19 protein-coding genes are annotated in these 23,752 nt (G+C 66.6%); 7 read left to right on the top strand and 12 right to left on the bottom strand.

Annotated elements, in window-relative coordinates; translation table 11 throughout:
* The coding region (locus tag HY699_24245; protein MBI4518918.1) for a HAMP domain-containing protein at window positions 1-1,807 on the bottom strand (1,807 nt) is incomplete at its 3' end.
* A 452-nt stretch (window positions 1,808-2,259) separates the two neighbouring features.
* Here HY699_24245 and HY699_24240 point away from each other — a divergent pair.
* The 6 genes from HY699_24240 to HY699_24215 all read left to right on the top strand — a co-directional run bounded on the left by HY699_24240 (window position 2,260) and on the right by HY699_24215 (window position 9,968).
* Window positions 2,260-3,396 (top strand): hybrid sensor histidine kinase/response regulator, encoded by a 1,137-nt coding sequence (locus HY699_24240; protein MBI4518917.1) that lies wholly within the window; start codon window positions 2,260-2,262, stop codon window positions 3,394-3,396.
* A gap of 224 nt (window positions 3,397-3,620) precedes the next feature.
* On the top strand, window positions 3,621-5,291 hold the full coding sequence (locus tag HY699_24235; protein MBI4518916.1) for a PAS domain-containing protein: 1,671 nt from the start codon (window positions 3,621-3,623) through the stop codon (window positions 5,289-5,291).
* Complete coding sequence (locus HY699_24230) at window positions 5,285-5,914, top strand: response regulator transcription factor (GenBank protein ID MBI4518915.1); 630 nt, start codon at window positions 5,285-5,287, stop codon at window positions 5,912-5,914. Before HY699_24235 ends, HY699_24230 begins: the two co-directional genes overlap by 7 nt.
* A gap of 587 nt (window positions 5,915-6,501) precedes the next feature.
* Window positions 6,502-6,651, top strand: a complete 150-nt coding sequence (locus HY699_24225; GenBank protein ID MBI4518914.1) for a hypothetical protein — start codon at window positions 6,502-6,504, stop codon at window positions 6,649-6,651.
* 170 nt (window positions 6,652-6,821) lie between these two features.
* Complete coding sequence (locus tag HY699_24220; protein MBI4518913.1) at window positions 6,822-8,477, top strand: response regulator; 1,656 nt, start codon at window positions 6,822-6,824, stop codon at window positions 8,475-8,477.
* A gap of 453 nt (window positions 8,478-8,930) precedes the next feature.
* The gene (locus HY699_24215; protein ID MBI4518912.1) at window positions 8,931-9,968 is read left to right on the top strand and encodes a DMT family transporter; all 1,038 of its coding nucleotides are present in this window, start codon (window positions 8,931-8,933) and stop codon (window positions 9,966-9,968) included.
* 29 nt (window positions 9,969-9,997) lie between these two features.
* On the opposite strand, the gene HY699_24210 is transcribed toward HY699_24215, so the two are convergent.
* The 7 genes from HY699_24210 to HY699_24180 form a co-directional block, all read right to left on the bottom strand.
* Window positions 9,998-11,533, bottom strand: a complete 1,536-nt coding sequence (locus HY699_24210; GenBank protein MBI4518911.1) for a hypothetical protein — start codon at window positions 11,531-11,533, stop codon at window positions 9,998-10,000.
* Window positions 11,530-12,048: a nuclear transport factor 2 family protein gene (locus HY699_24205; protein MBI4518910.1), complete on the bottom strand. Its 519-nt coding sequence runs from the start codon at window positions 12,046-12,048 to the stop codon at window positions 11,530-11,532. The genes HY699_24210 and HY699_24205 overlap by 4 nt, the downstream gene beginning before the upstream one ends.
* Before the next feature lie 42 nt (window positions 12,049-12,090).
* Window positions 12,091-13,023, bottom strand: coding sequence for a cysteine synthase A (gene cysK, locus HY699_24200; protein ID MBI4518909.1), 933 nt, complete (start codon window positions 13,021-13,023; stop codon window positions 12,091-12,093).
* Window positions 13,024-13,040: 17 nt separating this feature from the next.
* Complete coding sequence (gene gatB, locus HY699_24195; GenBank protein ID MBI4518908.1) at window positions 13,041-14,492, bottom strand: Asp-tRNA(Asn)/Glu-tRNA(Gln) amidotransferase subunit GatB; 1,452 nt, start codon at window positions 14,490-14,492, stop codon at window positions 13,041-13,043.
* Window positions 14,493-14,512: 20 nt separating this feature from the next.
* Entirely contained in the window at window positions 14,513-15,970 is a 1,458-nt protein-coding gene (gene gatA / locus HY699_24190) for an Asp-tRNA(Asn)/Glu-tRNA(Gln) amidotransferase subunit GatA (protein MBI4518907.1), read from the bottom strand.
* A 48-nt stretch (window positions 15,971-16,018) separates the two neighbouring features.
* On the bottom strand, window positions 16,019-16,306 hold the full coding sequence (gene gatC, locus HY699_24185; protein MBI4518906.1) for an Asp-tRNA(Asn)/Glu-tRNA(Gln) amidotransferase subunit GatC: 288 nt from the start codon (window positions 16,304-16,306) through the stop codon (window positions 16,019-16,021).
* Window positions 16,307-16,399: 93 nt separating this feature from the next.
* On the bottom strand, window positions 16,400-19,288 hold the full coding sequence (locus HY699_24180) for a molybdopterin-dependent oxidoreductase (protein ID MBI4518905.1): 2,889 nt from the start codon (window positions 19,286-19,288) through the stop codon (window positions 16,400-16,402).
* A 90-nt stretch (window positions 19,289-19,378) separates the two neighbouring features.
* Here HY699_24180 and HY699_24175 point away from each other — a divergent pair, with 90 nt between their 5' ends.
* On the top strand, window positions 19,379-19,723 hold the full coding sequence (locus tag HY699_24175; protein ID MBI4518904.1) for a hypothetical protein: 345 nt from the start codon (window positions 19,379-19,381) through the stop codon (window positions 19,721-19,723).
* A 96-nt stretch (window positions 19,724-19,819) separates the two neighbouring features.
* Here the strand turns inward: HY699_24175 and HY699_24170 are convergent, their stop codons facing one another.
* Genes HY699_24170 through HY699_24155 form a run of 4 tightly spaced genes read right to left on the bottom strand, consistent with a single transcriptional unit; the run spans window position 19,820 to window position 23,668 of the window.
* Window positions 19,820-20,887: an ATP-binding cassette domain-containing protein gene (locus HY699_24170; protein ID MBI4518903.1), complete on the bottom strand. Its 1,068-nt coding sequence runs from the start codon at window positions 20,885-20,887 to the stop codon at window positions 19,820-19,822.
* A complete protein-coding gene (locus tag HY699_24165) occupies window positions 20,887-21,696 on the bottom strand; it encodes a carbohydrate ABC transporter permease (GenBank protein ID MBI4518902.1) in 810 nt (269 codons plus the stop codon). The genes HY699_24170 and HY699_24165 overlap by 1 nt, the downstream gene beginning before the upstream one ends.
* Complete coding sequence (locus HY699_24160) at window positions 21,693-22,532, bottom strand: sugar ABC transporter permease (GenBank protein MBI4518901.1); 840 nt, start codon at window positions 22,530-22,532, stop codon at window positions 21,693-21,695. Before HY699_24160 ends, HY699_24165 begins: the two co-directional genes overlap by 4 nt.
* Complete coding sequence (locus HY699_24155) at window positions 22,529-23,668, bottom strand: extracellular solute-binding protein (GenBank protein ID MBI4518900.1); 1,140 nt, start codon at window positions 23,666-23,668, stop codon at window positions 22,529-22,531. The genes HY699_24160 and HY699_24155 overlap by 4 nt, the downstream gene beginning before the upstream one ends.
* Window positions 23,669-23,752 lie beyond the last annotated feature (84 nt).

Here is a 23,752-nt window from a genome sequence, read left to right as displayed (position 1 = left end):
GTTCGAGAATCTCGCCCTTGGCATCGACCGTGATCTTGCGGGTGAGATCGCCTTTGGCCACCGCGGTGGTGACCTCGGCGATGTTGCGTACCTGGCCGGTCAAGTTAGCGGCCATGCCGTTGACACTGTCGGTGAGGTCTTTCCACGTACCGCCCACACCCGGCACCTGCGCTTGGCCGCCGAGCTTGCCGTCGGTGCCGACCTCGCGGGCGACGCGGGTGACTTCAGAGGCGAAGGAGCTGAGCTGATCGACCATGGTGTTGACGGTGCTCTTGAGTTCGAGAATCTCGCCCTTGGCATCGACCGTGATCTTGCGGGTGAGATCGCCTTTGGCCACCGCGGTGGTGACCTCGGCAATGTTGCGGACTTGCGCGGTCAAGTTGGCGGCCATGCCGTTGACGCTCTCGGTCAGGTCGCGCCAAGTGCCGGCGACGCCTTTGACTTCGGCTTGGCCGCCGAGCTTGCCGTCGGTACCGACCTCACGCGCGACGCGGGTGACTTCGGAAGCGAACGAGCCGAGCTGATCGACCATGGTGTTGATGGTGTTCTTGAGTTCGAGGATTTCGCCTTTGGCATCGACGGTGATCTTGCGGCGCAAGTCGCCGGTGGCCACCGCGGTGGTGACCTCGGCGATGTTGCGGACTTGCGCGGTCAAGTTGGCGGCCATGCCGTTGACGCTCTCGGTCAGGTCGCGCCAGGTGCCGGCCGCCCCTTTGACTTCGGCCTGGCCGCCGAGCTTGCCCTCGGTGCCGACTTCGAGCGCCACCCGGGTGACCTCGGCGGCAAACGAGCTGAGCTGATCGACCATGGTGTTGACGGTGTTCTTGAGTTCGAGGATTTCGCCTTTGGCATCGACGGTGATCTTGCGGGTGAGGTCGCCCTTGGCCACCGCGGTGGTGACGTCGGCGATGTTGCGCACCTGGCCGCTGAGGTTGGCGGCCATTGAGTTGACGTTGTCGGTGAGGTCCTTCCACACCCCGGCGACACCCGGCACGATCGCCTGGCCGCCGAGCTTGCCGTCGGTGCCGACCTCGCGGGCGACGCGGGTGACTTCGGAGGCGAACGAGCGCAGCTGATCGACCATGGTGTTGATGGCGTCCTTCAACTGCAGGAACTCGCCGCGCACATCGACGGTGATCTTCTTGGAGAGGTCGCCGTTGGCCACCGCGATCGTCACGTCGGCGATGTTGCGCACCTGGCCGGTGAGGTTGGCGGCCATCGAGTTGACACTGTCAGTGAGGTCCTTCCACGTGCCGGCGACGCCGGTGACTGTGGCCTGGCCGCCGAGCTTGCCGTCGGTGCCGACCTCGCGGGCGACGCGGGTGACCTCGGAGGCGAAGGTGCCGAGCTGCTCGACCATGGTGTTGACGGTGCGGGCGGTGCGCAGGAATTCGCCTTGCAGTGCCCGGCCGTCGACCTCCATCGCCACACTCTGCGCCAGGTCGCCTTTGGCCACGCTGCCGATCACGCGGGTGATCTCAACCGTGGGAGTGACCAAGTCGCTGACCAGGGTGTTGATCGACTCCATCATGCCGGCCCACGAGCCGCCGACGTCTTTGAAGACGGCGCGCTGGGAGAGCTTGCCCTCCTTGCCGACGACGCGGCTGACGCGATCGAGTTCGCGCCCCAAACGGGCGTTCAACTCGACCACCTCATTGAAAGTGTCCGCCACCTTGCCGTCGATGCCGGTCCAGTCCGCCGGCAAGCGCGCCGAGAAGTCGCCGCGTTTGACGGCCTGCAGCGCATTGAGCAGCTGCCGGACGTCAAAGCCGGCGTTAGGTTCACCCGAACGTTCCGTAGTTGCCATGCTCGCCTCCTGTCACTTGACCCCCGCCGTAGGAGTTATCCGACTACCCCGGCTCCCGCGGAGCTTCCGCGGCGACTCACATCGCGCTACCGACCTTCGTCCCGCTGCGCCAATCGTTCGATGGGAGTGTTGATTAGGCGAATCGCGTGCCAGCGAAGGTGACAGCCTGCGCGTGCGGCCGGAGCAGCCGCCAGCGCCACAAATAGGAGAGCCAGGGCGCGGCCTTCGCAACGCTGCGAGAGAGGATGAGCCGGCGGCGCGCTTTGTACGCCCAGACTCTCCGCTTCGTATGGTGGCACGCTAGGTGGTTACGCTCATCACCCGGGCAAGAGGTAAGGTCATCATGAACGACGAGCGGATTGCATATGGAGCACCGAACGCCGATCGGGCCGGGCCCGGAAGCCGGAAATCCGCCGAGTCTGCGATCCGCATTCCGTAATCGGCAATCCCCAGTGGAGTGGTCCGCAATCAGCAATCCGCAATCTACGCAATCCGAAATCGCGCATGCCGCCCGCTTGCTGTTGGCTGAGGACAATCCGGGCGATGCTCGGATGATCCAGGAGTTGTTCGCCGAGGCGGCGCCGGGCGGCTTTGCGCTCACTTGGCGTGACTCGGTGGTGGCGGCGGTGCAGTGCCTGCGCGAGGCGGCGTTCGATGCGGTGCTGCTCGATTTGTCACTGCCCGATAGTATGGGCTTGGCGACGTTAGCGACGGTGCAAGCCCACGCCGGCGATTTGCCCATCATCGTGCTCACGGGACTCGATGACACCGAGCTGGCGATCCGGGCGGTAGAGGCCGGGGCGCAGGACTACCTGGTCAAAGGTGAATTGACGAGCCACGTGCTGACGCGCGCCATTTACCATGCCATGGCGCGCAAGCGCCTCGAGCGCGCTCTCGGCGAGCGCACGGCGCAGCTCGAAGAGGCGCTCAATATCAGGAACCTGTTCATCGACATCATTCGCCACGACATCATGAACCTGGTGATGGTGATCCAGGGCGCCACCGACTTGCTGGCCGAGGATGCCGGCACCGAGCTGCAACGGGAGCTGGCGCATACGGCGCAGAGCAACGCGCTCAAGCTGGCCGAGATCATCCGCGCCGCCAGCTTGTACTCGCGGCTCGAATCACCTGAGGCGTTGGAGCTGCAACCGCTCGATCTCGATGCCCTCATGCACGCCGCGCTCAGCGAGGTGCAGGAGCTGGCGGCGCAGAAGCACCAGCAGCTGCGCTATCGCGGCAGCGGCGAGTGTTTCGCCGCCGCCAGCCCGCTGCTCAGTAACGTCTTCACCAACCTGCTGAACAACGCCATCAAGTACTCCCCCGCCGGCCAGCGCATCGAGGCCAGCCTGAGCGATGGCGGCGACTGCTACAGCGTGGCGGTAAAGGACTGGGGCGACGGCATCGCCGACAGCGACAAGCCCCAGCTCTTCACCCGCTTCGCCCGTTTCGATCAAAAGGGAGTGAAAGGCACCGGCCTGGGTCTGGCCATTGTCAAACGGATTATGCAGGCCCACCACGGCCGCGTCTGGATCGAGGACAACCCCGAAGGAGGTAGCATCTTCTACGTGACCATCCCCAAAGCCCCATGAAGCCACAAGCCACAAATCCCGCCCCCTCTCCTCGCGTGACCCCGACCCTCTCCCCGCATTTTTTGCGGGGAGAGGGTCGGGGTCAGGGGCTCGTGTGTTTCTGGCACCTACAGAGCCTGATCTCGCCGGCTGCGAAATATTCTTCCCAGACGCCGCGAGCTAGGATATAGATCACGCAATCGCCAGCATGTAGTGCACGAGACCGGGGAACGAGGCACCGACCGATGCAAGCCAAACGGGCCGCGCGTGATCAGAGTAGGGGCGTTTCCCGCCTTCCGCCGCGTGGCCGTACCGGCGGCGCTACCTTGCGGCGGGTTGGCCTCGATAACGCCTCAGCTCACCTGGAACACGTCCTGGGCTCGATTCCGGTGGTGGTGTATTGCTGCGAAACCGCCAGCACCCTCACCACCTGGGTCAGCGACAGCATCGAGCGGGTGAGCGGCTTTGCCCCGGCGAGTTTCATCGAGCAGCCCGACTTTTGGGCCTCGCGTTTGCACCCGGACGACCGCGAGCGGGTGTTGCGCGAGTTCGCCGGGATCATCGCCAGTGGGGCGATCAGCGTGGAATATCGCTGGCAGTGCGCTGATGGCAACTACCGCTGGTTCTTCGACCAGGCCACCGTGCGTTATGACCGCTTCGGTTGTGCGATCGAGACCACCGGCAGTTGGTTGGACATCACCGAGCGCAAGCAAGCGGAGCTGGCGCTGCGGCAGGCGCACGAGCAGCTCGAATTGCAGGTGGGCGAACGCACCCGGGAGTTGCAGCGGGCTAACGAGCACTTGCGGGTGCAGGTGGCTACGGTCAAGCAAGCGGAAGCGGCGATCGCGGAGAGCGAGGAGCGCTTTCGCTCGCTGTGCGCCTGCTCGCCCATCGGCATTTTCACCACCGACAAGGGCAGTCGCTGCACTTACACCAACGCCGCCTGGCAGCGGATCACCGGGGTGAGCTTTGCCGAGTCGTTGGGCGAGCGCTGGCGGCAGTGGCTGCATCCGGACGACCTTGACGGCGTCATTGCCGAATGGGCCGCGGCGGTGGGCGAGGGCCGGGAGTTTCGGCGCGAGTTTCGTATCCGGCGCCCCGATGGACAAGTACGCTGGGTGCGAGCCGGCGCCGCCCCGATGCGGGCCGACGACGGCTCGCTGCTGGGCTACGTCGGCACCAGCGAAGACATCACCGACAGGCGGCAAGCCGGCCAGGAGTTGCTGCGCTCGCGCCAGGCGCTGCGCGCCCTCGCGGCACGCTTGCACGCGGCCCAGGAAGAAGAACGCCTGCGCATCGCCCGCGAGATCCACGATGAGTTCGGTCAGGCGCTGACGGTGCTGAAGCTCGACCTGGCCTGGCTCAAACAGCGGCTGTCGCCGGAGCAGGCGGAGCTGGCGTTGCACGCTGACAAGATGGGCCGGCTGATCGACAAGACCGTGCGGGAGGTGCGCCGCATCGGCGCTGCCCTGCGGCCGGCGGTGCTCGACCTCGGCCTGGGCCCGGCGCTGGAATGGCAGGCGGGCGAGTTCGAACGGCGCTGCGACATCCGTTGTGTGCTGACCATGCCGGCGCTGGCGCTGAGCGCCGACCGCGACCGTGCGGTTGCCGTCTTCCGCATCGTGCAGGAGGCACTGACCAACGTCGCCCGCCACGCGCAAGCCGATACCGTCACCATCGACGTAATCCAGGACGCTGGCGCACTGCAGGTGACTGTACGCGATAATGGTGTCGGTATCACCCCCGAGCAATCCTCCCGGCCGACGGGCTTGGGCTTGCTTGGTATGAGTGAACGGGCCCAGCAGTGGGGCGGAGAGCTGGCAATCAACGGCGAGCCCGGCGCCGGCACCACGCTCAGCGTGCGATTGCCGCTTGGCGGCGGCGAGCGGCCGGATTCGGAGCCAGACCCATGCTGAAAGTGTTGGTTTGCGACGACCACCCCATCGTCCGCGAGGGGCTCAAGCAGTTGCTGGGCGACGACCCGCTGATCGGCAAGATCGGCGAAGCCGCCAGCGGCAACGAGGCGTTGGCCAAGTTGCAGGCCGAACCCTGGGACGTTTTCGTGCTCGACCTGATGTTGCCCGATCGCCACGGCCTGGACGTGTTGAAGCAAGCCAAGTGTTACCAGCCCGACGTGCCCGTATTGGTGCTGACGATGCACGCCGAGGATCAGTACGCCGTGCGGGCGTTGAAGGCCGGCGCCGCCGCCTACCTGACCAAAGAGAGCGCGCCCGAGCAGCTGCGCGAGGCTGTCCATAAAGTAGTCAGCGGCGGGCGCTACGTCAGCCCGTCACTGGCCGAGAAGGTGCTGCTGGCCTGGGGCGACCAGGGCGAGGCCCCACTGCACGCTGTGCTCTCCGACCGCGAGTTCGAGATCCTCTGCCTGCTGGCCTCCGGCAAGACCGTCACAGAGATTGCCCACACCCTGGGCGTGAGCGTGAAGACCGTCAGCACTTACCGCACCCGCATGCTGGAGAAGATGGAGATGAAGACCACCGCCGACCTGATCGCCTACGCTATCCGTGGCGGCCTGGTGTGATTATCGATTGCGGATTGAAAGAGGAGCCGGCCAACCACAGAGGCACAGAGCGCACCGAGCGAGCACGCTTCGGATTGCCGCGCTCCTGACCTGAAACTCGACCGCTGTCATGGCACCACCGCCCTACCGGCAGCCCTTCGCGTGGTGTTCCCTCGCGCCGCGTCTCCCCTCTACGACTCCGCTCCCTCTCCCCGCATCGTTTTGCGGGGAGAGGGCTGGCGTGAGGGGTTCATCTTTCGAGCTCTTCGTGTCCTTCGCTGCGCCGAAAAACGGGCGAGCCCCTCACCCCGACCCTCTCCCCGCAAAAACATGCGGGGAGAGGGAGGCATTTCCTCCGGCCGGCGATTTGACTTGAAGCACGCCCGCTGTGCGCGCCATCGCTCTACCCGCATCCCTTCGCGTGTTGCTCTCGCCCGCGCCGCGTCTCTACGACTCCGCTCCGCGGGGGCGTAATCCGTAATCCGAAGCGCGAAGCCCGTGGGCGCCGTCCGAGGCGGGAAGTCTGTCGGCATCGTCCTACGCGATGATTCCACTGCCGTCCCTTGGCAGTGCGCGCGGTTGGGGTATCGTAACAACGAGTGTGAGGCATGAAGGGGGTGGCGCATATTTCATTTGCCGGCGGCGGATTGATTGTGGCGGCGCCGAGCGGCTACGCGCGCGAACTGCTGGTCGAGCATTTGCACGTTTGTCTGCTGCGACATACGCCGGTCCATGTCGCACTGGACAGCCGCTCGTGAACGTTGCTGCGGGTAGAAGGCACGCCGGCAATCACCTGTGCCGGCTGTGGCCGCGTGCTGCGCCGGGTGCGTTGTCTCAATGGTGACGGCCGCAGCACCTGCCCGCGCTGCGCCTTCGCGGCGGCAGGACAACGCCCCGCCGCGCCGCGCACGGAGACCGGAGCGGAACCATGACCAACAGCAACGACGGCACCACGATCAAGGTCTTGCTGGTCGACGACAAGCCCAACAACTTGCTGGCGCTGGAGACAATGCTCGACGGCTGCGATTACCAGCTGATCAAGGCGCACTCGGGGGTCGAGGCCCTGCGCCAAGTGCTGGCGCACGACTTTGCCGTCGTTCTGCTCGACTTGGTCATGCCCGGCATGGACGGGTTCGAGACCGCGGCGCAAATCCGCTCGCGCGAGCGCTCGCGCGGCACGCCGATCATCTTCGTCACCGCCAGCAAGGACGAGGGCACGGCGGCCCACGGCTATGCCCTTGGTGCGGTCGACTATCTCACCAAGCCGGTGGTGCCCGAAATCCTGCGCTCGAAAGTGGCGGTGTTCGCCGAGCTGGCGCGGGTGCGCCAGGCCTTGGCCGGTTACGCCAGCTCATTGGAAGCGCGTGTCGATCTCATTCTCGAAGCTGCCGGCGAAGGCATCTACGGGCTGGACCGCGAAGGCCGGGCCACCTTCGTCAATGCCGCCGCCGCCCGGCTGCTCGGTTATCGCCCGCAGGAGCTGCTCGGCTGCAACATGCACGCACAGATTCACCATTCGCGTGGTGACGGTCAGCCGTATCCGGCGAGCGACTGCCCGATCTTTGCCGCCTTTCACGACGGCGCTGTATACCGGGTCAGCGACGAATGCTTCTGGCGAGGTGACGGCAGCAGCTTCCCGGTCGAGTACGTCAGCACCCCGATTACCGGCAACGGCGGCATCGCCGGCGCGGTCGTGGTGTTCAGTGACATCAGCGAGCGCAAGCAGGCGGAGCGGGCGCTGGCGGAGCGCGCCGCCGAACTGGAGCGGCGGGTGGCCGCGCGCACCGCCGAGCTGGTGGCGGCCAACCGCGAGCTGGAGGCCTTCAGCTATTCGGTCGCTCATGACCTGCGCGCCCCGTTGCGCTCGATCGCCGGCTTCGGCGAGATCTTAGTGCAGGAGTACGGCCCTCAGCTCGACGCCGAAGCGCAGCAACACATCCAGCGCATCCAAGCCGGCACCACGCGCATGGGGCAACTAATCGACGACCTGCTCAATCTCTCGCGCGTCACCCGCAATGATATGCGCCACCAGCGCGTGAACCTGACCTCGCTGGCGCGCTCGGTGGCCGCCGAACTGCGGCGGCGCGAGCCGCAACGGCGGGTGCAGGTCGAAATCGCCGACGGGTTGCTGGCGCAAGGTGATCCGCGGCTGCTGCGCCTGGTGCTGGAAAACCTGCTGGCCAACGCCTGGAAATACACCGGCAAGCACGATCACGCCCTGATCGAGGTCGGGACATTGCCGATCACCGCCTCCAGCCTCCAGCCTGCAGCCCCCAGCCCCGAGCATGAAGCGGGCTTCTTCGTGCGCGATAACGGCGCCGGCTTCGACATGGCCTATGCCGGCAAGCTATTCGGCCCCTTCCAGCGCCTGCACAGCAACGCCGAGTTCGACGGTACCGGCATCGGCCTGGCCATCGTCCAGCGCATCGTACACCGCCACGGCGGCCGCATCTGGGCCGATGGTGCCGTCGAACGCGGCGCGACTTTCTACTTCACCCTGCCGCGCCCGAGCGAGCGCAGCGAGCCGGTCGAAGACGCCGCTGACCTGCAAGTCGAAGAACGCCAACCCTCGTGCGCCGGCTGAAGCCGCGCCGCGCGCTCGACCACCGTCGTGCCTCCAGCCACGGCTTGCCCCCTCCGGAACCTGTTAGTCCGCGGTCGATTCGCGCCGGGGGCACTAACCGGGTGCGCGACAAATTTGTGGGTAACGTGGTGCCGACCCTGATCCTGTTCGGTGTTATGGCCGTCATTCCCGCGAAAGCGGGAATCCAGTTCGGCGTTTGGCGCTATGGACAAGCAGTTGCGCTGGCGGGTCGTACCGAGCCGGTGCCGTGGATTCCCGCTTTCGCGGGAATGACAGATTGCGTCCCTCGGCCATGGGCCTCGGCCTGACAGTACACAGTACTGACTGGTGAGGATTTGCCCGGTCGGCTGCACGTTACCCACAGATTTGTCGCACACCCCTGCGAGCGCACTCTCCCACCCCTGCGGGTGAGAACTTGCCTTGCCCGCTACCGTCGGGTTCAATGACGTGGTGATGCGCGCGGTAGGACTCGCCGTCCTGGCAGCCGCTCTGTTCGGGGCTGCAACTCCGACCAGCAAGCTGCTTCTGTCGGATCTCTCCCCGTTTCAGCTCGCCGGCCTGCTCTACCTGGGCGCAGCAGTTGGAGTATTGCCGGCGGCGCGGCGAGGAGGGGGAATTCGCCTGCCGGATCGAAGCGATCAACTGAACCGCCTCCGACTGCTCGGCGCCGTCGTTGCCGGCGGAATTTGCGGACCGGTGCTGCTTCTGCTCGGCCTTCGCGTGGCGACCGCTACGTCGGTTTCGCTCTGGCTCACATTCGAGACCGCCGCCACCGCCCTACTTGGCACCTTAGTCTTCCGCGACCACCTTGGGCTCCGCGGCTGGGCCGGCGTGGCCTGCGCCCTCGCTGGAGCAGGTCTCCTAGCCTTGCCCAGCGGCCCGAGCGGGATGATGGCCGGTGGCCTGGTCCTCCTCGCGTGCGTGTGCTGGGGGCTGGATAATCACCTCACTGCTCTCATCGACGGCATGACACCGAGCCAGAGCACCTTCTGGAAAGGGCTGGTGGCAGGTACCACCAACCTGGTCATCGGTTTGGTTTTGGCCCCGCTCAGCGCGGGGCTCGTGCCGCTGCTCGCGGCACTGTTCGTCGGCATCTGGGCCTACGGCGCCAGCATCGTGTTGTACATCACCTCGGCACAGGCGCTCGGCGGCACCCGAGCACAGGTCGCCTTTGCCAGCGCTCCGCTCTTTGGCGTCATCTTCTCCGTGCTCCTGCTAGCGGAATCGCTCAGTCCAGTTCACGGGGGATCGGCGCTGCTCTTCATCGCCGGGGTCGGCCTCCTGACCTTGGAGAACCATGCCCACACACACGAGCATGACGCGGCTATGCACGAGCACGCGCACCGGCACGACGACGGGCACCACGATCACGAGCATCCCGGGCCAGCGCCTTTGTGGCACTCGCATCGACACGTACACGAAGCCACAGCGCATGGCCACCGCCACTGGCCGGATCTCCACCACCGCCACGGCCACGGCGGCTCCGGGTGAATGCGTGCGTTGAGGTAGCGGAAGAAGTGCTATTCGCCGCGGCGTTTATAAGCGAAACCAACCCACTCGTAGTCACGCCGGAAGGTGGCATTGAACCACATGTCGCGCACAGCGAGGACCGGGGAGTACGGCGCGGTGCTGCCTACCAGGTGCACCGCCTTCTTGCTCTGGCCGGTATTACTCGGCTCCTCGGGCTCCTCCATGAAGATGAAACTTGGCCGGCGGCTGAGCACGTAGGCGCTGTTGAAGCGTTCGTGCCCGGGCAGGCCGACGCCGACGCCGGGCACCGCGGTGTGAGCGACGGTCTCGTCGGTGAGCCCCACCATGTCGATGGTGGTGAGGCCGCTGCGATACCCGAGCACGCCGATCGCCACGGTGGCGATGACGTCGCCCGGGCGAGTCAGCTCGCGCACCCGCTCGGCCCGCTGCGCTTGGCGTTGGTAGAAGGCTTGGGTGGCCTTCAGCGCCTTGATCAGCAGCGGCGGCCGTGAATTGCCTGAAGCTTTACCCGCCAGCAGGAACACCACCAGCGCACCCACCAGCGCCACTCGCATCCGGCTACGTTGCCCCGCCTGCTGGGGCCACAGGCTGTGCAGGCCGGCTGCGCCAACCACCGCGATCGCCGGCAACACCGGTACATAGAAGCGGCCGAAGCCGAACACATCGCCGCCTTCGTACAACACGCCGGCAATCACTGCGGCGATCAGCCCGTACAATGGGAACAGCCGGGCGCGCTGCGGTGTGGCCAAGGGCACCAGCCCAAGCGCCAAGAGCGCAAACCAGCTGACGTTCTGCCCCTTCCAGGTGTACAGCAACCCGCGCCCGAGGCGCCCGACCAGCTCTCCGCCCATCTTGTTGTAATAGGTGTTGGGCAACGGATAGCCGTAATAGCTCCAGCGCCAGAGCAAGAACGGGGTGAAGACGGCGACGAACCCGACGGCCATGTCCCGCACGCGCCGCCACTGCTGCGGGCGAACCAGCAAGATGCCGAGCCCGAGTCCGCCCATGTAGGCCGGGGCTTCGGGGCGGGTGAGCGCCGCCAACCCGAAGACGGCACCGCACAACAGCGCGGGCGCGTCCGCCACATACAGCCAGAGGGCTAGTGTCACAAGGAAGGCGAAGAGGGTGGTCTCCATCCCCGCGATCGACCAGTACAAGAAGCCGACATCGAAGAACACTATGGCGGCGCCAATGAGAGCCGCCGCGCGGCCGACCGCCGCCACCCGCCGCGCGATCGCGTAGGTCAGCCAGCCGCTAGCCACGAAGCCAGCAACCCCGAAAATGCGCGACCACGCTTCGATCTCCCCACCGAGTCGATACGCCAGGCCGAGCAAGGCGACCCACAAGAAGCAGGTGTAGCCCTCGACCCGTTCGCCGAGATTGTAGATCAGGCCGTGCCCAGCACCGAAGTTCTGCGCATAGCGGAAACTGATGTAAGCATCGTCGATCGGCATGCCGATCGCAGCCAGGCGCCAAGTGAGCAAGACCGCAACGGCCGCGAGCGCGCCGAGGGTGGCCAACGCCGCCAGCGGCGCTCCCCGGCGCTCGAGCGGCGGTTGCATCACGATGCCGCTCCCGCGCCTGGACCCAGGGGTAGCGGCGCGGCGTAGTACGAGCGCGCCCGTACCACGAAGCCGTGGCGGCGCTCGATAAAGGTCGCGCCGCTGGTGCTGAAGGTCTTACCCGCGCGGTCGGTACCGCGCACCTGCCAATCAAGCGCGATCAAATCGCCTTCCGCGACCACCGAGGTGAGCGTGTAGGTGAGGTCGCCCCACGTGCTCCACTGTTGAAAGAGCAACTCGCGCAAAGCGGTGCCGGAGACCGGTGGCGTCTTGCTCAGGTCTTCATAGGTGCCCTTGGGCTCGAACAACCCCAGCACCTGCTCGACGCTGTGCGAGTTCATCGCCGCGATCCAGGCCGCCGCAAACTGGCGACCCTCGTCGTGGCCGCGTGAACCAACGTGGCAGCCGCTCAACACCAAGGCGCAGACGACGACCAGCGCGCCGGCGCGCGCAAGCGCCGCCAGCGCCCGGGGGTTGGCCTTTGGTCTGCCTTCACGGCAGGTGTCTTGGTTGCACATCGGGCGCCGGTCTCTGCGGCAGCTACGGCCAGCCAAGCACGTCTACGTCAGGTCTTCAACCAGCGCCGTGCTCAGGTAGCGATCCGTGCCGCTGGGCAGAACCGTGACGATGAGCTTGCCGGCGTTCTCGGGCCGGCTGGCCACCTGCAATGCCGCCCAGACGTTGGCACCGCTGGAGATGCCGCAGCCGATGCCTTCCTCCGCCCCGAGGCGGCGCGCCACCTTGATCGCGTCGGCGTCCTGCACCTGAATGATCTCGTCGATGATCTTGGTGTTGAGGATCTCCGGCACGAAACCCGCGCCGATGCCTTGGATCGAATGGCGGCCCGGCTTGCCCCCCGACAGCACCGGCGAATTGCTCGGTTCTACCGCCACGGCGAGGAAAGCCGGCTTGCGTGGCTTGATGACCTCGGCGACACCGGTGATCGTCCCGCCGGTACCCACGCCCGCGACCAGGATATCAACCTGGCCATCGGTATCGTTCCAAATTTCCTCCGCCGTCGTGCGGCGGTGGACCTCCGGGTTAGCCGGGTTCTTGAACTGCTGCGGCACGAACGCCTTCGGGTTGGCGCGGGCGATCTCTTCGGCCTTGCGAATGGCGCCGTTCATGCCTTCCGCCGCCGGCGTCAGCACCAACTCCGCGCCCAAGAACCGCAGCAGCTTGCGCCGCTCCATGCTCATCGACTCCGGCATCGTGAGCGTGAGCTGGTAGCCCCGCGCCGCGCACACGAAGGCCAGGGCGATGCCGGTGTTGCCGCTGGTGGGCTCGACGATCATCGTTTCCTTGGTGATGGCGCCGGTGCGCTCGGCCGCCTCGATCATCGCCAGGCCAATGCGGTCCTTCACGCTGCTGAGCGGGTTGAAGAACTCGCACTTGGCGTACACCGTCGCGCGCAAGCCGGCGGTGACCTTGTTGAGCCGCACCAGCGGCGTGTTGCCAATGGTTTCGGTGATGTCACTGTAGAGTCGTCCCATATCCATCCTTTCCGTTACTATGGTGAACCTGTGAGCCGTTGTATCAGCAGCTCGTTGACCTTCTGGGGATTGGCCTTGCCTTGCGTGGCCTTCATCACTTGCCCGACGAAGAAGCCGAAGAGCTTGTCCTTGCCGCCACGATACTCGGCCACCTTGGCGGCGTTCGCCGCCAGCACCTGCTCGATGGCGGCGATTATCGGGGCCTCGTCGCTGACCTGGGTGAGGCCCTGTTCCGCCACGATGCGCTCGGGCGACGCACCCGTCTGCGCCATCGTCTCGAAGACGGACTTGGCGATCTTACCGCTAATCTGGCCGTTGTCGATCAAGGCCACCAGCGCCGCCAGCTGCGCCGGCACCACCGGCCAGTCGCGAATCACCAGCACCTCGTCCAGCTTGCGCTCCCTGACAATGCGCAGAACGTCACCCATGACCCAGTTGCTGATCGCCTTAGCGTTAGGATGCGTGCGCACCGCGGCCTCGTAGTAATCGGCGAGATCCTTGCGCGCGGTCAACACCTCGGCATCGTACACCGGCAACCCGTAGTCGCGCCCGAAGCGCGCCTGGCGGGCTTCGGGCAGCTCGGGCAGCTCTGCCCGCACCCGTTCGATCCACTGCTCGCTGACCAGCAGCGGCAGCAAATCCGGATCGGGAAAATAGCGGTAGTCGTGCGCAAACTCCTTCGAGCGCGACGGCCGCGTGACCTCGCGGTCGGGATCCCAGTGGCGGGTCTCCTGCACCAAGCGTCCACCTTGCTCCAATACTTCGGCTTGCCGCCGCAGCTCGAACTCGATCGCCTTCTCGACCGCACGGAACGAGTTCATGTTCTTGACTTCCACCTTGGTGCCGAGCACGGTACTGCCGCGCGGCCGGATGGAAATATTGGCGTCGCAGCGGAAGCTACCCTCCTCCATGTTGCCGTCACAGACTTCCAGGTAGCGTAACAGCGAGCGCAGTTTGCGCAGATAGGCGCCGGCCTCGGCGGGCGAGTGCATGTCGGGCTCGCTGACGATTTCGAGCAGCGGCACACCGCAGCGGTTGAAATCCACCAGGCTGGCGTCCCCATGGGCGTCGTGGATGTTCTTGCCGGTGTCCTCCTCCATGTGGATGCGCGTGAGCCTAACTGCGCGCGTGCCGCCGTCGGCGGTCGTGATCTCGACCTCACCGCCGGTGCACAGCGGCAGCTCATACTGCGAGATCTGATAGCCCTTGGGCAAGTCGGGATAGAAATAGTTCTTGCGCGCCCAGCGGCTGTAGCGGGCGATCCGGCAGTTGATCGCCAAGCCGGCCTTGAGCGCGAACTCGACCACGCGCCGGTTGAGCACCGGCAGCACGCCGGGCATGCCCAGACACACCGGGCAGGTGTTCTGATTCGGCGGGGCACCGAACTTCGCCGAGCAGGCACAGAAGATCTTAGACTCGGTCAGCAGTTCGGCGTGGACTTCGAGTCCGATGACGGCTTCGTGGGCCATAAGCGGTGATCGCGTGCGGCTCAGATCTCCGGCTGCTGCAAGTGCCACTGCGTGGCCTGCTCGTAAGCGTACGCCAGGTTGAGCACCGTCTGCTCATCGAAGGGCCGGCCGATGAGCTGCAAGCCGATCGGCAACCCAGTGCGGTCGAAGCCGCACGGCAGCGACAGCCCCGGAAGGCCGGCGAGATTGACCGAGACGGTGAAGATGTCGGCGAGATACATCTGCAAGGGATCGGCGGTCTTCTCGCCAATGCGGAACGCGGTAGTGGGTGCCGTTGGGGTAACGATGGCGTGGCAGCGGTCGAGGACGGCGAGAAAGTCGTTTCGGACCAACGTGCGCACTTTTTGCGCCTTCAAGTAATAAGCGTCGTAGTAGCCGCTGGAGAGCGCGTAGGTGCCGAGCATGATCCGGCGCTTGACCTCGGCGCCGAAGCCTTGCGCCCGCGTACGCCGGTACATCTCGAGCAAGGCCTCGGCCTCGGCTCGAAAGCCGTACTTGATGCCGTCGTAGCGCGACAGGTTCGAGCTCGCCTCGGCGGTAGCGATCAAGTAGTAGGCCGCAATCGCGTATTCGGTGTGCGGCAGCGAGACTTCGTCAACCGCCGCCCCGAGGGACTCGAGTTGGCGCACCGCCGCACGCACCGCCTGCTCGACTTCGGGTTGCATGCCGTCGACGAAGTACTCCTTGGGCAAGCCCAGGCGCAAACCGGCGAGCTTACCGCTGAGTGCGGCGCGGTAGTCGGGGGTGGGGCAATCGACGGAGGTGGAGTCGCGCGGGTCGTGCCCCGCAATGGCGCCGAGCAGATGGGCGCAGTCGGCCACGGTGCGACCGAGCGGGCCGACCTGATCCAGCGACGAGGCGTAGGCCACCACACCGTAGCGACTGACGCGGCCGTAGGTGGGCTTAATGCCCACGACGCCGCAGCATGCCGCCGGCTGGCGGATCGAGCCGCCAGTATCGGTACCGAGTGCGCCCAAGCACTGCCCGGCCGCCACCGCCGAGGCCGAGCCGCCGGAGGAGCCCCCCGGCACGCAGCTGAGGTTCCAGGGGTTGCGCGTGATCGCGTAGGCCGAGTTCTCCGTCGATGAACCCATGGCGAACTCATCGCAGTTGGCCTTACCGACGCACACCGCACCGGCGTCGAGCAGCTTGCGGGTGACCGTGGCGCTATACGGCGGGACGAAGTTACCGAGGATCTTCGAGCCGGCAGTCGACCGTAACCCTCGAGTGAGGATGACGTCCTTGATGGCCAATGGGATGCCGCACAGTGCCGGGGCGTCGCCGCCGGCCAAACGCGCGTCCGCGGCCTGGGCTTGCGCTAGTGCCGCGTCGGCCGCCACGGTGATGAACGAGCGCAGAGCAGGCTCGGTGGCTTCGATCCGGGCCAGGACGGCGCGCGTCAGCTCGACCGCGGAGATGTCACGCACCGCCAGCGCTGCGCTCGCCGCATCGATGCTTAGCCGGTACGCCTCCGCCATGAGTTGCCTACTGTGAGGTGCTCGACACCGCCCGAAGCGCCGCCGGCGTTACTCGATGATCTGGGGAACCTTGAAGAAATCCCCGTCGCGCGCCGGCGCGTTTGCCAGCAGCTCCGCAACGGCGGGCACGTGGCTGACGACGTCTTCGCGAAACGCGCTCGCCATCTCGGCCAGATGTGCCGTCGGCACCACGTTCTCGGTGTCGAGTTGCCGCAGTTTCTCGAAGTGCTCGAGGATGTGGTCGAGCTGGGCGCAGAAGGCCAACTCCTCCTCCTGGCTCAATTCCAATCGGGCCAGCATGGCAATGTGGCGCACGTCCGCGGGGCTCAGCGACATGCAGCGCAGTTACCACACAGGGCTAAGGCGTTCAACGCGACCGCGGCCTCGCCAATCGCACGACGACAAGGCCGCTGTCGAACACCCGCCGCCTCAAGCGCGCGCGAAATCGACGGCTTGCGCGCGCGGGCTGTGTCCGGGAGCCATATAGATCTGCCGGTAGTGAATCTGGCCGTAGCCTGCGGCCAGGTGCAAGGCCTTCCACGGTGCCGGCACCGGCTCCTGTTGCCCCTTCCAGCCTTTGAACTGGTACGGCTCCCAGGCGTGATAGATGATCACTTGTCCAGGCTGGACCGCCGGCGCCACCTTGGCGATGGTCTCGAAGGCGCCGACGTCGTTGAAGACGCGAATGCGGTCACCGTCGGCTACGCCGCGCTGTTGCGCGTCTTGCTGCGACACGTAGGCGGCCGGTTCGCCGCGCTGCAGGCGCAGCATCACCTGACTGTCGCGCCAGGTCGCGTGGATCGACCACCGCGTGTGGCCGCCCGTCAGACGCAGCGGGAAGTTCCCGCCCGGCTGCGGCGGCTCCTTGAACACGGGCAAGGTCTCGCCCACCTCCTCGTACCACGGATGCTCGATCAGAAACTGTTGCCGTCCGGAAAAGGTCGGCCAGGCTTCCTTGCCCACGACGAAGCGCTCGTGCGGGAACAGCGTGCGGCCCCGCTTGTAGTCCGTGCCCAGCGCGTAGAGCCCGTCCGGCTTGCCCTCGACCTCGAGGACAGGCAGCAGGCCCGTCTTCGTGCCCTCGTCCCAACCCTTTTTCCCCGTGGTCGTAGTCCCGCGCAGGATGAAGTCGAGCGCGGCCTTGGGGTCGTTCTCGTTGAACTTGCGGTCGTGACTCCAAACCTCGTAGACCGTCGCCAGATCAGTCTCGCGGCCGTAGGAATCGAGCACCTTGCTCACACCTCGCTCGCGAGCACGCTCTTGCACCTTTTTCGCCAGCAAGCCGAAGATCTCCCACTCCGGTTTAGCTTCGCCGCGGGGCTCGACGGCTTTCTCGCACAGGACCAGATAAGGCAGGTAGGCCTGGCTGTACTTGAGCGAGTCGCGCTCGTAGTAACTCGATGTTGGAAGGATGATGTCTGCCTGCAGGCCCGAGGTACCCCCCTTGAAATTAACGTCGATGATCAGGTTGAGCTTCGGCCACAAGTGTTCGAGCGCGATCTGCGGTGCCGGCCAGCGCCGTAACGGATTGGCGCCGGTGAAAATGAACACCTTCGGCTCCTTGCCCGGCTTCGGGCGCACCGGGATCCAACCCTTGTCGATGGCTTCCTTCATGTATGCAGCGGTCGGCCGCGGCACGGCGGGATCGTGATACTCGCGCTTGTCCCACACCGTCTTGTAGCCGGCATGGACGTAGAGCCAGGGCATCAGCGGCGTGCTGTTCATGTGGTCCGTCAGCTCCAGCATCAGATCTTCGTATTGCCGCCAGCTAAAGCCGGTAACCAGCGCGCGCCACATCACGCGCATCTTCAGCTCCAACGGCATCTCGCGGGCGCCGAACGAGAACTCCTCGAACCCCTGCACCGGCCACCACGACGCCACGCGGAAGCCGCCGCCGCTCTTGCCCTGGTTGCCGGTGAGCGCCATCAGCAGGATCTCGGCACGCTGATTCAGGTCGCTATGGTAATGCTTGCACGAGCCCCAGGACGAATAGATCATGGCGCTGCCCGCGGCGGCCAGCTCGCGCGCTAGGCGGCGAATCGTCGGCGCGGCGACGCCGGTGATCGTCGCGACCTTCTCGGGGGTGTAGTTCGCGTCCAAGTGCGCGCGCAGCCGCTCGATGAACGGGCGCACGGCCACCTCCTTGCCGTCGGCCAGGCGCACGCTGCGGCGGCCCGCGAGTTCCGGGCGAAGCGAACCAAGCGCGAGCGAATCGCCCTTCCCCTGACAGCCGGGCACCTCGGCGAGCGCGTTGGTCGGGCCGTCCCAGAAGTAGAGCACCTCGTCGCTGCCGCCGGCGCGTAGATCGGCCTGGCGCAGATAGCGCCCGGTATCTTCGCGCACCAAGATGGGCAGGTCCGTCTGCTCTCTGACGTACTCCGCCTTGTGTAAGTTCTCGGCCAGGATCACCTGCGCCATCGCCAGGGCGAGCGCGGCGTCGGTGCCGACGCGCGGGTTGAGCCAATAGTCGGCGTGAATCGCCGAGGCGCTATAGTCGGGCGCAATGGCGACGACCTTGGCGCCGCGGTAGCGGGCTTCGTTGACGAAATGCACCTCGGGAATGCGGGTGTAGATGGGATTGCCCACCCAGATGATGATGAAGTCCGACTTGAACCAGTCGTCGGAGGTGCCCTCGACGTTGTACATGCCCCAAGTCTGCGCCGCGCCCGCGGGCATGTCGCCCACGCCCGCCCACGAATCGATGCTGGTGGCGTTCATCGCGGCGAACAGCCGCATCTCACTGGCAGTGTCGGCACCGAAATCGATGTTGGTGGTGCCGTGGTCGTAGATGATCGAGTCGGTGCCCTGCTGCACGGCGGTATCGATCATGGCGTCGGCGATTTCGCTGAGCACCTCGTCCCACGATACGCGCTTCCACTTGCCTTCGCCCCGAGCGCCGGTGCGGCGCAGCGGGTAGAGGATGCGTGAGGGCTCGTACATGACGTGCGCGAAGCAGGCGCCCTTCTGGCAGCCCCGCGGGTTGAAGTCGGGGACCGACGCTTCCGACGCCTCGTAGATAGCGTTCTGCTCCTCGCGCCACGCGATGCCGTCCTTGACGAAGACGTTCCACGAACACGCCGAGATGCAGTTGGCGCGCGCGTGCGAGGAATGCACGACGCGATCCCACACCCAGCGCTGGCGGTAAACGTCTTCCCAGCCGCGATACTGCGGCACCGCGGGCGCCGCGGCGGCGTCCTGCGCTGACGCGGCCGAGTGCGGGGCCGGAAAGTCGAGCAGGCTCAACGACAACGTCAGCGCCGCGCTGTGTTTGAGAAAGTCTCGACGGCTCAACGTGAAGGGGTAATCCGAGCGGCTCATCAACATGTCTCCTGGTCGTACCGGCATAGCGCGCGGCTACTCGCCGCTATAGATCGAATCCGGCGCCGCGGCAACGTCGGCCAGACGGCCATGGTCACCGGCCAGTTCGGGCTGAAGCAGCCTTTGAGCGATTTCTGCGAGATTGCGGCGGACCCCAGGTCCCGCTACCACACCTCCACGTTGATCCCCGAAAGCGAAGGTTTCAGGGGCGGTGTGCCGCCGGGCATGGCCACGATCTCCGCGATCGCGCCCACGACTGCACCGGAAGGCGAGCACTTATCGTACAACGGCACGACCATGCTCGCCGAGGCCGATCATGGCATCCTCTGGCGCCCGCCCGACAACGTCGTCCGCGAGTTCCCACAGTTTCCGGCGACGCGGACGTACGACGAGTTGCGTGCCGCGTTTCTGCAGGCCGCCGGCCTGCGCGCGTAACCACCCGCGTGCCCGCGCCTCGAACTCCAACTGCGGCAGCCGGGCGCCGGGCCGCTTGGGTTCAACGCGGAGCACGCGCACACTGCAACGGCACCGCTACGGGCCAAGACGCGTGCCGTCCTCGGCAAAGAAGTGCAGCGCCCCGATCGGCGCAGCGAAACGGTCGGGGATCTCGGTGGGGCTGCCGGCGATGCGCGCGGTGACGCGCTGATCGCCAATCGCCGCCCCCACGAGCGTCTCGCTTCCCAGCGGCTCGCGCGACTCGGGAACCGTGGAGGCCACCAGGTCCGCGCACCCATCGGGCGCCGGCTGAAAGGCTTCCGGGCGGATGCCGACCTGGATCGTGCCCGCGACACCCGCGAGCGAACGCTGCAGCTCGATCGGGACGTGCACGTGCTGGCCGCCAACCGTGAGCACAGCGCCCGCGTAGTGGGCGAGCAACAGATTCATCGGAGGCGTGCCAACGAAGCCGGCGACGAACGTGTCGGCCGGCCGCTGGTATACCGTTAGCGGCGGTGCGACCTGATGGATCCGAGCCTCGTTCATCACCACGACACGGTCCCCCAACGTCATCGCCTCCGTCTGGTCGTGCGTCACGTAGAGCGTCGTGACAGCGAGTCGGCGCTGTACCTGTCGGATGTACCGGCGAACGCTCGCGCGCAAGCGCACGTCGAGGTTCGACAGCGGCTCGTCGAGCAGAAACAGCGCCGGATGGCGCACCAGCGCCCGGGCCAACGCCACGCGCTGTCGCTGGCCACCGGACAGCTGCGCCGGCCGCCGCTCGAGGAGGTCGTTCAGTTCCAGCAGGGCCGCCACGTCCGCAACCTGCGCGCGCCGTGTCGGGCGGGCGGTGCCGCGCATCCGCAAAGGAAACTCGATATTGCCCCGCACGCTCATGTGCGGATACAGCGCGTAGTTCTGAAACACCATCGCCACATCGCGCTGATGCGGTGGGAGCTGATCGATGCGGCGCCCGCCCACTAGGATCGTTCCGCGCGTCAGTGGCTCCAGCCCGGCTGTCACCCGCAGCAACGTCGACTTGCCGCAACCTGATGGGCCCAGGACCGTGATCAGCTCCCCGTCGCCAACCACCAGCGTGAAGCCGGCGAGGGCCGTGACTGCGCCGAAGCGCTTTTCCACCTGGTCAAACTCGGCCTGCGCCATTAGCGGCCGCTCCCGGTTAGCGCCCCGGACCGCAACGCGGGTTCCAGCACGAGGACAATGAGCAGGGCCGGTCCGAGCATGATGGTGGCGACGGCACTGGCCAGCCCCGGGTGCCCAAAGGCGGCGAGGTAGTACAGCAGCGGCGGCAGCGGCCGGTTGGTCACTTGCAGCAGGAGCGCGTATGCGAACTCGTCCCACGAGATCAAGAACACGAGCAGCGCAGCGACCGCCAGCGCGGGACGCATGAGCGGCAGGGTCACGCGCACGAAGCTACCTATGCCGGTGGCGCCGTCGAGGCGGGCCGCCTCTTCCAGCTCCACCGGTACGGCCCGAAATCCGGTGCGCAAGACCAAGAAGGCAAACGGCAAGCCCAGCAGCGTATGTGCCAGCCACAACCCCAACGCGGCAGGATGGTTGTACAGACCCACGTGCACAAAGAGCGCGGCCAGCGGCACCGCCAGTGCGATAGACGGAAACAGCCGCGTGACGATCATCACGGCGTCCAGTGGCCGATCAGCCTGCGCCGGCCGGCGCGCCGCGAGCCATGCCGCGGGCAGTGCCAGGGCCAGCGTCGATCCGACCGTCAGCACGGCCACCAGCGCACTCATCCACAGACCACGCCCCAGTTCGATGGTCGCGCGAACCATGCCGAAATTCTCGAGCGTGGGGCGCCGTGGCCACCAGGTTGGCGGCCAGGCAAAGCTCTCGCTTTCCGGCGTCACGGCCTGCTTGACGATGAGCACCAGCGGCAGCAGGTCAACGGCCACCACGGCGGCGGCGAGCGCGAGCAGCAACGTGGTCCGCCTCATGGCCCCACCCGGCGCCGCAGCAGCGGCAGCGTCAGCGCGACGCTGAGCAGCGCGAGCAGTACGGCAGCGGCCGCGGCCGCGCCGTCGTTGCCGTAGTCCGACCATTGGTGGAAAGCGTAGGTGGACAGTACGGGGACGCCTTCGACCCCGGTCAGCACCAGCGGGGTGGCGAACGTGCGCAGCGCATCGAGCCCGCGCAGCAGCACGGCGGCGATCAGCGCCGGTGTGAGCAACGGCAGGGTGATGAAAAGGAGCCGGCGCAGGCCGCGCGCACCGTCAAGCTGCGCGGCCTCCGTGACCTCCTCGGGAATGGTCGTCAGCGCCGCGAGCAGCAGCAGGAACACCACCGGCGTCACATGCCAGGCATCGGCAATCACCACGACGACAAACGTGAGCCATCGCCCCGGGAGCAGCCAATCCAACGGACCGGCGCCGGCGGCGACCAGCGCCGCGTTCACGTACCCGCGCGGGGCGAAGAGGTAGCGCATCATGGTGAGAAAGACGATTTCCGGCAGCGCGAACGGGATGACCACGACCGCCCGCACATAGCGGCGTCCGGGAAAGCGAGCGGCCAGGAGCAGTGCCAGCGCCAGGCCGCCGAGCAGTTCGACCGCGACGCTGGCCGCCGGGAGGATCACGTTGTTGCGCAGTGCCCGCCAGAAGAGCGCATCGTTCCATATCAGTTGGAAGTTGGCCGTGCTCGGAAAAGCGGCCGTGTGCGGATCGCTGAACGCGAGTCGGATCGCGTACAGTGTCGGGTAGGCCAGGAAGACGAGGCAGTAAAGGAGCAGCGGGGTGGCCAGCAGCCAGGACGATACCGATACTCGGGCCATCATCGTTCGCGCCCCAGCCCACGCTGGGCCGCCTGGAGCGCGCTGACCGGATCGCTGCGCTCGAAGGCGACCGCACGAAACGCCTGCTGCCAGGCGCGGCTCAGCCGGGGGTAATCGGGGCGCTCCGGCCGCGGGCGCGCCTCGCCACGCATGGCGGCAAAACCGCCAAGGTCCTCGCTGGTCTCATCAACCGCGACATCCGTGCGTGCCGAAAACCACCCCAACTGGCGCCGCAGTCGCATCTGCGCCGGCGCGCTGATGAGATAGCGCGCCAGGCGCACGGCTGCGACGCGATGCGGCGCGCTCAGCGGCACGGCAATGTAGCCGCCACCCAGCACGGTGGCGCGCCCCGCGGGGCCTTGCGGCAGGGGGGCGGAGCGGATGGTGCCGGCGAGGCCCTGACTGGCATACAGCGACATCACGAACGGCCAATTGACGTGCAGCACGAGCTCACCGCGCGCCATGGCCTCGGCGACGGTCGCTTCTTTGAAGGTCTCGCTCTGCGGAGCCAGGTACGGAGCCAGCTCGGCGAAGAACCGAAAGGCCGCGAGGGTACCCGGGTCGTCGAAGCGATCGCCGCTGCCGCCGGCGGCCCACACGAACGGGAGCACATCGCACGTCAGCCCCTCGTATAGTGCTCCCTTCAGCCCGATGCGTTTCGGATGGGCGCGGGCGACCGCCAGCAGTTCTTCCCAGGTCGCGGGCGCCTTGCCCAGCACGGCGTGGTTGTACACCAGCGCCTGCCAGGAGATGCGATGCGGCAGGAAGCGCAGGCCGTCGATTTCGCCGGCGCGCCGGGCGTGCGGCGCGAGCGCGTCGAGTTCCGGCGCCAGCTCGGCGGGATCGAGCACGCTCACGTGTCGGGCCGAACGCGCCAGCGCGTAGACGTCCAGCTCCACCAGATCGAGCGTGCCGTGGCCGGCAAACGCCTCGGCCGCCAGGGCGCGCTGAATATCCGGATACTGTTGCGGCACGACGACCACGCGCAGCCCCGTGTCGCGCTCGAAGTCACCAAGCACAGCGCGGTACGCCGCCAACTCACTCGGCAACAAGGCGACCGCCATCGTCAGCGCGTGCTCGCTGCGCCGGCAGGCCGCCAGCAGCGCGAACACCAGCAGGGTGGTCACCCAGCGCCCCATGCGAGCAGCCCTACCACGAGGCGCGGTGGCTGCGAAAGCAGGCGCGCTGATGGCCCGGCCAGGGCGCTACACGCGGGCTATTGG

The organism is Deltaproteobacteria bacterium, from assembly GCA_016210005.1.
In the GTDB taxonomy this organism is placed as follows: Bacteria; Desulfobacterota; Binatia; order HRBIN30; family JACQVA1; genus JACQVA1.
Note: the sequence above shows the minus strand (reverse complement) of the source record. Positions and strands in the feature narration are given on the sequence as shown.